At 49.6% G+C, this 9,263-nt stretch carries 4 protein-coding genes and 4 pseudogenes; 6 read left to right on the top strand and 2 right to left on the bottom strand.

The features are described from left to right. The 6 genes and pseudogenes from G9463_RS22565 to G9463_RS22545 all read left to right on the top strand — a co-directional run. A pseudogene (locus G9463_RS22565) lies at window positions 1–95 on the top strand (IS5/IS1182 family transposase); the annotation flags it as partial. A gap of 2 nt (window positions 96–97) precedes the next feature. After that, window positions 98–169, top strand: a pseudogene (locus tag G9463_RS24635) (hypothetical protein); the annotation flags it as partial. Further along, window positions 139–720, top strand: a pseudogene (locus G9463_RS22560) (IS630 family transposase); the annotation flags it as partial. The pseudogenes G9463_RS24635 and G9463_RS22560, both read left to right, overlap by 31 nt. Window positions 721–993: 273 nt before the next feature. Next, window positions 994–2,625: a COG1361 S-layer family protein gene (locus G9463_RS24630; RefSeq protein WP_370457994.1), complete on the top strand. Its 1,632-nt coding sequence runs from the start codon at window positions 994–996 to the stop codon at window positions 2,623–2,625. A gap of 3 nt (window positions 2,626–2,628) precedes the next feature. Beyond that, window positions 2,629–5,136: an RND family transporter gene (locus G9463_RS22550; protein ID WP_004966923.1), complete on the top strand. Its 2,508-nt coding sequence runs from the start codon at window positions 2,629–2,631 to the stop codon at window positions 5,134–5,136. Window positions 5,137–5,229: 93 nt separating this feature from the next. Then, a complete protein-coding gene (locus tag G9463_RS22545; protein ID WP_007189995.1) occupies window positions 5,230–6,009 on the top strand; it encodes a TrmB family transcriptional regulator in 780 nt (259 codons plus the stop codon). Window positions 6,010–7,402: 1,393 nt separating this feature from the next. Here G9463_RS22545 and G9463_RS22540 read toward each other — a convergent pair. Both G9463_RS22540 and G9463_RS22535 read right to left on the bottom strand, forming a co-directional pair. Next, window positions 7,403–7,498: pseudogene (locus tag G9463_RS22540) on the bottom strand (TRAM domain-containing protein); the annotation flags it as partial. 548 nt (window positions 7,499–8,046) lie between these two features. Then, window positions 8,047–8,979 (bottom strand): hypothetical protein, encoded by a 933-nt coding sequence (locus tag G9463_RS22535; RefSeq protein WP_193569712.1) that lies wholly within the window; start codon window positions 8,977–8,979, stop codon window positions 8,047–8,049. Between the last annotated feature and the right edge of the window lie 284 nt (window positions 8,980–9,263).

The following is a 9,263-nucleotide window of genomic DNA, read 5'->3' as shown; positions in this document are numbered from 1 at the left end:
ATGCCGTGCGAGCGCTGGGTTGGTACCGGCAGTTCCGTGAAATTGTCCTCATGTTCGCCATCTCGAACATGGAACCACTCTGTGAGCCACTCTAACCGTGACTCAGCATCTATTCAACACGGCAGAAGAAGCGGGATTGAGTTATCAGAAACCGCGCCGGAAAGCCGCCGAAGCCGACGAAGACGAGCAAGAAAAGTTCCACGGCACTCTCAAAAAAAGCGGCGGGATATGGACGCCACCGTAGTCTGTATCGACCAGACCAAGAAATCCGTGCAAGTCGAGCCGCGTGCCGCGTGGTTTCCGCGCGGCACGCGGCCGAGCGTCGAACTGTCCGGTCAACTCGACTGGACGTGTCTGCTCGGCGCGATCACCGAAGACGGCGACTGCTTTTTCTCCCGATTTACCGAATACGTCACCGCCGATCACGCGAAACATTTCATTCTCGCGTTATGCGAAGAATTCGAAGAAGACTTGATCGTCGTGCTGGATGGTGCGCCGTACTTTCAGGCGTCGGACGTCACGGACCTGGCGGCCCGTGACGACCTCGCCTTCGTCACGTTGCCGGCGTATTCGCCGGAACTCAATCCTGTCGAAGAGTGTTGGCGACAACTCCAAAACGCTCTCAGCAACTGGTTCTTCGACTCGCTTGAGCAACTGACCACCGCGATCGATACCGCTCTCGACCAACTGTCGCTTCCAAAAGTGAGCAATTATTTCTAATGACTACTATAGAACGGATGGCTGAAGACGCACAGAAAATCCATCAAGAACGACCGATTCTCTAGGAGAGGCTCGCTACTGCAACGCAACAGGGGGGATACGTATTAAATAAATACGAATGGTGGGGCCACTAGCACTATCAAACAATGAGAAAACATTCTTAAGGTTCCTAACACAGTCTGTATGTAGGTATGTACAAACAAGCCGACTTGGCCCCAACCCAGGAGATGTTTTCAGCGCGAGTGTGTCCGAATGAAGTTACTCAGGTGAACCGTGATCTATAATCACGTACGTTCTATTGCGGTTGCAGCTATTCTTTCTGCCGTGCTTCTTGGTTCAACTATCGCTCCAGTAACTGCACAAACAGCGGGGAATTCTGGACAAGTAATTGGATCTCCAGATATTGATCTCAATGCCCCCACCCAAGAGTTTGAACCAGGGACTCAGGCAGAACTTAGGCTTGAAATAGTAAATAGAGGCTCAATTAGAAAAGGAGGCCCTGCAGAGTATGAAAATCGCATCACAACCGCTCGTGGTGTCACAGCCGATGTTAAATCTGGATCCGCACCAATTGAAATAAATACTGGCTCAGTCAGCATCGGAAATGTACCAACAGGGACAGCATCAGCTCCACCTGTGAACATCACGATCAAAGATAGTGCGGAACCAGGGACATACCGAGTTCCGGTCAAAATCAGCTATGCATCTACTCGGAGTGTCAATTACGATAGCTTTGGACCCGAATACAACGATTTCGACCGGAGTCGAACAGAATATGTGACGATTCGTGTGCGCAGTCAGTCGCGATTCGATATTGTCGACTCAACAACTACTTCACAAGTCGGTGACCGCGGAAATCTCACTGTAACGATAGAGAATGTTGGTGACCGAGCAGCACGGGACGCGAGCGTTGCTGCAGCGTCTTCCAGCGATGAACTTCTCTTTGGGACCGGATCAAAGAGTTCAACGGCAAATATCGGGTCGTGGGAGCCAGACGAACAACGCGTCATCGAATATACCGTTGAAATGGTTGACGACGCCACACTTCGAGCATACTCTGTTGATCTCACGGTGAACTACCGCGACACCGATGGGATTGACCGGTCCTCTCGAACGCTAACTACCGGAGTGCGACCGACTGCTGAGCAGTCTTTTTCAGTTACAAACGTCTCAACAAATCTTCGCGTCGGTGAGGAAGGCACAGTTTCGGGAACAGTTGTTAACAACGGGCCCGATACGGTTACAAATCCAGTTGTGATGTTCTCTCCATCCAACCCAAACATTGTAGTGGACTCCTCAGAATACGCGATTCCTGATATTGCTCCAGGTGAGCGTGCTAACTTTGAGTACACCGTAACGGTAAGTGACGCAGGAAGTGCCAGCGTTCAGCAATTCAATCTCACAACTCGTTATCGGAACACGCGCGGCGATGTGCAGAGAAGTGATGGATTAGAGACAAGAGCAAGAATTGAACCCAAGCGCGACAGATTCACTATTAAAACTGCTACAGATGAAATTGCGGCTGGGAGTGACCAAGCCGTAACGGTACAAATTACGAACAACGGTGAGCAACCACTACAAAACGTCGAAGCAAAGGCGTTTGTTGAAAGCCCCCTATCCAGTGATAACGATGAGGCGATTATCACATCGCTGGCGGCAAATGAAACAGCCGAAGTTACCATCGCACTCTCTGCGGCAGGTGATGCGTTGCCGAAAACATACCCAGTCTCACTTGACTTCCAGTACGAAATGCCAGATGGCGACTCTGAAGTCTCGAAAACATATACCACCGCAATTGTCGTAACAGAACCTGAAGACAGCGGCTTCCCACTCCCTCTTGTCTTGGGCGTGTTCGTCATTATTGGGGTCGCTGGAATCGGTGGCTGGCGGCGGTGGTCAAGCTAATCCATGGATTTCGAGCTCAACTACCAGCGGTATATCGACATCGCAGACCACTGGATTGCGGATCGGCCAAAACAGGTTATCCTCGTTTTTTTGATCCTGTCAGGCGTGTTTGCGACTGGCCTTGGGCAGTCTGGCACAGAGTCTGGGACCAGTCAATTTGTCGACGATGTTCCGGCAGCCGATGCGTTGGACGAAGTAAACAACAACTTTGAGCGAATCACATTTGAGGGTGACACAGGGACGACACAGCTAATCCACTCAGGCCAGAATGTCTTGTCGAAGCCAGAATTACTGCGGATGCTTCGAGCGCAGCATCGGCTGTCAAAGAACCCTGAGATACAGGTCGAATCCACCACAAGCGTCGCACAGGCAGTTGCCAGAACCCTTGATCCGTCTGCAGAAACATTCGAAGAGCAGATCCGTGTCGTTGAAACCGCGACACCGAGTGAGATCGACCAAGCTGTGCAAACAGCCGCTGAGCGAAATCCACAATTTCGGGCCAGTCTCAGTAACGACTTCAATGCTCGTTCAGCCAGCGCTTCGGCAACAATCGGGATTGTTACACATCAACTGCAAACCGAAACCGACAGCGGTCCAGGTAGCAGCGGATCAAGTCCACTCACTAGTATACAGCAACAAGCAGTCTTTGTTGTTGATTCCGTCGGCGGTGACATCACTGTTTTCGGCAGTGGCCTCACATCTGAAGAGCTGTCATCAGTGATAAGCGATTCACTAGCTCTAGTAGTACCCGCTGCAGTCGGACTGATCCTGTTTTTCCTTATCATCGCTTATCGCGACCCTGTCGACCTTCTATTAGGTGTGGTAGCGTTAGCGATGGCAATTCTCTGGACGTTCGGCTTTATGGGCCTGGCAGGCATCGCGTTCTCACAGCTGTTAATTGCAGTCCCTCCCCTGCTACTTGCGGTCGGGATTGATTTCGGCATTCATGCGATCAATCGCTACCGTGAAGAGCGGGTCCAGGGATACGGGATTCAAGAGTCCATGCGGACCACTACGGATCAGTTGCTCGTTGCATTTGCTATTGTCACTGGGACTACTGTGGTTGGCTTTGCTGCAAATATGAGTAGCCCATTGGGATCGATTCAAGACTTTGGCATCGTCGCTGCCATCGGCATTGTATTTACATTCCTCATCTTTGGAGTGTTTCTTCCTGCAAGCAAGGTCTATGCTGATCAATTATGCCAGCGATATCCGATTCCGACGTTTGGGTCACAACCGATGGGTTCGGAGGACTCACTACTTGGACGGGTTCTTTTGGCTGGCGTACACATCGGTAGAGCAGCTCCAAAGACCTTCGTCATCGTGCTGGTACTCAGCACAGCGTGGGTTGGTGTCTATGGATCTGGAGTTGAGTCGCGGTTCTCGCAGGACGATTTTCTGCCACCCGAAGAAAATCCAGAGTATCTGGAATACTTACCAGCAAGTGTACAGCCAAGTGAGTACACAGTGACAGAAACAACGAATTTCCTTGAGGATCGGTTCCAAACTGGCGAGGAAGATACAACAACAGTGTACATTGAAGGGTCATTAACAGATGATGGAGCGCTTGAATCTATGTACCGCGCAGGAGACTCTCCACCGGATAGCTTCATTATTGATGACGGTCATGCCCGTGAAACATCTATTATTACTGTTATACGGTCGTACGCTGAACGAAATCCCGAGTTCGCTGCGCTTGTCGCCCAAAACGACCGGAACGCAAACGGGATTCCAGATGATAACTTGGTAACAATCTATGATGCCTTACTTGATTCACCAGCGCGAGGACAGGCGCTGAATTATATCACCGACGATTATACGTCAGCGCGTATTGAGTACGCTGTTGAAGCCGACGCAACACAGGATGAAGTGACTTCTGACACCCGCACTGTTGCGGATCGCTTCCGGTTTAAGGCAACTGCAACTGGCGGCGTAATTGTTCTCAAAGCAGTTTCAGACGTGATTGGTGAGTCAGCGTTGATTAGTCTCGCTCTTGCTCTCGTGGGGTCTGGTATCTTTCTTATTATCGCGTATGCCGCGCTCGAAGGCCGGCCCCTTCTTGGGGTAGTTAACCTCCTACCTATTGCGATCACTGTTGCTGGCATCGCTGCAACGATGCGTTACCTTGGGATTCCATTTAATGTCCTAACGGGAACCATCCTCTCGATCGGGCTTGGGCTTGGAACAGACTATTCTGCGCACCTGATCCACCGGTTCTCAGAAGAATATGAACGAGGTACAGATGTCTTTATCGCACTCACTACTACAGTCCGCGGTACTGGTGGAGCGCTTACCGGTTCAATGTTAACAACAGTATCAGGAATCGGGGTGCTCGTAATTGCAATCACACCAGTGCTTGGACAGTTCGGCATATTGACCGGGCTGACAATTCTTTACTCGTATCTTGCATCGATAATTATTGTCCCCTCTGCACTTGTGATCTGGTCCCAATTCGTTGAATCTGATATCACTCGGTTCCTGTCTGGAAACAACTTTCGGGTGAATCAATGAGCGAACTCCATTCAAATATGATTGGATACACAATGTTCAAAGATCGGATAATAACAGTACACACGATAGTAAAGCATTCGGAGAATCAATAGAATGAGCGATAACGAAGCAACTGAGTCATTGAAAGAGCTAGGGTTGTCAACGTATGAGGCACGCGTGTTCATTACACTCGTTGAGATTGGGAGCGGGACTGCCCGTGAGATAGCTTCTGTAACCGAGGTTCCCCGGCCGCAAGTATACACGACAGCACACGATTTAGAGAGTCGCGGGTTCATTAGCATCCAGCAGTCGAATCCACAGGTATTCCAACCTGTTTCACTGGATGAAGCAAAAGCACAGCTTGAAAATCGGTTTGAAACTCAGCGTGATAGTGTGTTTGATTATCTTGAGTCGTTGGAACCTGCTACTGGAAACGAAGCCGAAGAGAACGAAGATGTCTGGTCAATTACTGGAAAAACAGCTATTACCGAGAGGATTGCTAAACTAGCTTCCGAAGCGAACCAAACAATTCTATATGGTAGCCCAGACCTTGTTGACCCAAGCCCAGATTTGGTAACAGCACTGGAAGCAGCGTGTGAGCGTGGTATCGGCGTCACACTACTTGCAAAGAGCGGTCAGACAATCGATAGTTCGTGGATCGATAATGACAATATCGACATATTTTATTCTTCCCAGGTCAATCAAAGTAACGAGTATGCTGAGCGGATTCTGATAGTCGACCTTGACGTGTTTTTACTTAGTATTCGCGGCGGCAAAGCAGATGATGAAACCGCCGTTTGGAGTGCGCGGACCACTTTCGCACAGATATTCTGCCAATTAACAATTGGGAACTTCGAGGAAATTACCACAGAGACTCAGATAAAGTCACCATAGAGCCTGTCGAAAAATGTTTTTTTTGCCGGTATATGGGGACAATTAATGCTATAGCCGATGCTAAGACCGTAAGATTCGACTCAAAATTGTTTTTCGACAGGTTCCATAACTCCTATCGGTTTCGTTACGGAGCTCATCAGCTTCGTCACCCTCGGTCGCCTCAAGTTGGTCTTTCAGCCCTTGCAGGCGTGTCTCTTTCTCTTGATCAAGTAATAGAACCACTACGGTGTGAACGGGGTTATTACAGGCTACTTGATAAGAATTTTTCGCGTTGGGATATTGGCGCCGAATATGCCTTCCGAGCCCTCCAGCGGTCCAACAGCTGCACCGCGACAATCAGGAATAGCGGCCCCGCCCTCACGTACGGAGCGGATTCAAGCATGGATGTCGGCGAATACCCTGCCAGTTGAGATACTACTAACAGCACTATCGGTTGCAGTCTGGGTGATCGCACTGCCGGTCGTAATTTTTGGGTCATTTACCGCGTTAGGTGGCGATACGTCAATCCTCAGCGCCGGAATAATGATTGTCGCTGCTGGCTCCCTTGGCGTAATTGTACTGGCGGCATGGGTACTAATTCGCACCTTCATCGACATCCGAAATCATGGACTTCCACTCCGTGGCGCGGATAGTACCCGGGCTATCGCGTATGACGGAATTCAGAGTCTGAAAGCGGTCACAGCTGGGGTTTTTGTCTTGTCCCTGCTTGAGTATGGCGTACTCTCTCTGACTGTTCAGTCTGGGCCTACGTTAGTGCTCCAACTGATCGGAGTGTGCGGCATTCTCCTGCCTGATCTCGTTCTTATACATGGTCTCGGGGCATTCATTGGATACCTTTTTATTTGAAATAAGTATCAGTATAAAGTGGAACTAAGCACATTCCTGTCAATCATGGCCAGACGAAGAGTTAGTGCGTTCGACGAGCAGCCAACTACGGTCGAAGTTCACGGCGATACAACAGTCCGTTTCACTGGAGCCGCTCTCCGAGCGTAAGACAGATGCCTCGTCTGAGCAGTCTGAGTTAGCCCGGGGCGGCGGGTCCATCGAGCATCTCATCTGATGACCGGTATGTTGTTGGGACCGCTACTTGACATTCTTCAACGAATCAATTTGCATCTCAGGTACAGTAGACAAACTGGTATTGGTTGCGCACCGATAACAAGCCAATTAATTACGGGTGGTACATCAATATCTAGCAAATAACCAGCAGGTATATTAAGTTACAATAAAATACGGATATGTGCCTCGAGAAAGCGTCGAAACTGAAACCGATAACCCCGTTGAAAAGCACATCCGGCACGCTCATCAGCAGACCGATGATGACAAAGTGCTTTATTACCTTCGTGAAGCACTGCAACTCGTTTACGCCAACGAGGAATAGATCTAGGACAGTTTACTCAGAGGAACTGCCCCGTGTAACAACCTGAGCGAAGGCGACGTTTTCTCTAACATCGGTAATCTCTACAGTAACGCGCTCTCCAACCTCAGTTGATCACATCAGGTTAGAGTAAGCGTCTGCTTGGCGAGGATATGCAGTCTGGCGGCGCCCCGCACTAATTGATGACGGTTCTTCCGGTAGCTGTCCATCGGGCCGGACAGCGGTCGTCAGTGGTGACACTGTCGCGTCGGCGGTAGTGCGCCGCCGACAGCGACGATCCATCCCGAAAATCATGCTCACCAGCGGTTCGAAGATGCTCCACAGCTAGTTCAGTTTGGTTCACCGTCATCAGACGGGATTACGCGGCTGTCGATGTGATTGACTAAGTATGTGGCAGGACAGGGTGTCGCGAAAAGTGCTAACCAACAAGACCCCGAAAAAACGCGCAGCTGTTGGTTAGCTACCCGCCCGGATTTCTAACCGTCATTTGTTTCTCTCCTTAATCCCCTCAACGAACCATTCAGCAAGTGCGTAAGCGGTGGTAACAGGGATAGTGATAGCGAGCACTACGAATATGATTCATCGACAGTCGGGCCAGACTGAGTTAGCGAACTGGAGAACACGAGAGTGCCAGTAGCAAGGACGCCGACGACACTACCTCAGAGATTATCCAACGTTACTGTTTTTTCACTCCCGTCTTCAAACCCGAGAGTCAACGTCACTTGCGAGCCAGGATCCTCATTACTACCGAATCCACCAAAGCGATTATCCCTGAACTCAGTAATCGTGTATTCTGTTTGCTCACCATCTGAGACCACCTCATTTGATTGGAGTTGCACCGTGGTTCTCAGTGGGACGGGACCATCAGTCGAGTCGTATAGACTTCCGGTACGACTACTCACAATCTCTGGGCCTGCATCATCCCAAGACCATCCTCTATTAAAAACAGTTGAACCGTTTCCAACTTGATCTACCTGGAAGTTCTCAGCATCGCGAATTGTAATATTTTGTATACTAACTGGAGAAGACCCGGTATTTTCTAGAGTGAACTTTACAGTGTCTTGCACACCATCACCGTCGTTATTACGGGTTTTTCTGGAACTGACTATCTGAGCGCGCTCTGCACTGGCTAGCGGTGCGATGTTTACGATTGTCGAATTTGTGGGGCCCTGTGTTAGGTTCCCATCCGTTCCACGGATGGATAATTCGTGGTGGCCAGTAGCCCAACCAGCGGTATCTATGGATCGGTTAACGTCTTCTTTCGGCTGATCGAATTCTCCGTCTGAAGCGGACATATTAGACCGCCGGTTGGGTGCTCTATTTGTAGACTTATTCGATGACCACTGAGCTTGGATAATATCATTCCCTCCTCTTCCTTGATCATTAACTACTGCTGTGAGATTGAACGAATCGCTTTTTTTTACAGATACTTTATCGGTTGAGATACGTGGTACCTCAGGTCCTAGTGTATTTCCACTCCGACCTTGATTACCATTTCCTGCGCTATATTCGGGGCTATTGTCCGGATCCTTTCCAACACCGACCGGGGAGCATTTAATATCATAGTCTGCAGTATCAAAAACTATCGTCACTGCTTGTCCACTTGCGGGTGTGACTTCATCAACGTGAGATGCCCTGTTCTCGCCGCTTCGCAGGATATCTTTCCACTCATTTGCGGACAGTTTCGTTGGGACTGTTAAACTAAAATCGCCATTATATGATTTTTCCCCAGTCTTGTTGCCTTGGAATGGCTCTGTTGAATCACTAGACGGCGTCGGGATAGGTCGCTAAATCAAAGGAGTTGAAGCGGGATGATTCGGTTGCCTATGACACAAATCTCCCGCTTCACTGGTGAGATTGTGCCGATTGCTCAAGT

This window comes from Haloarcula sp. JP-Z28 (genome assembly GCF_011440255.1).
Taxonomy (GTDB): Archaea; Halobacteriota; Halobacteria; order Halobacteriales; family Haloarculaceae; genus Haloarcula; species Haloarcula marismortui.
This window is presented reverse-complemented; position numbering and strand designations above follow the sequence as displayed.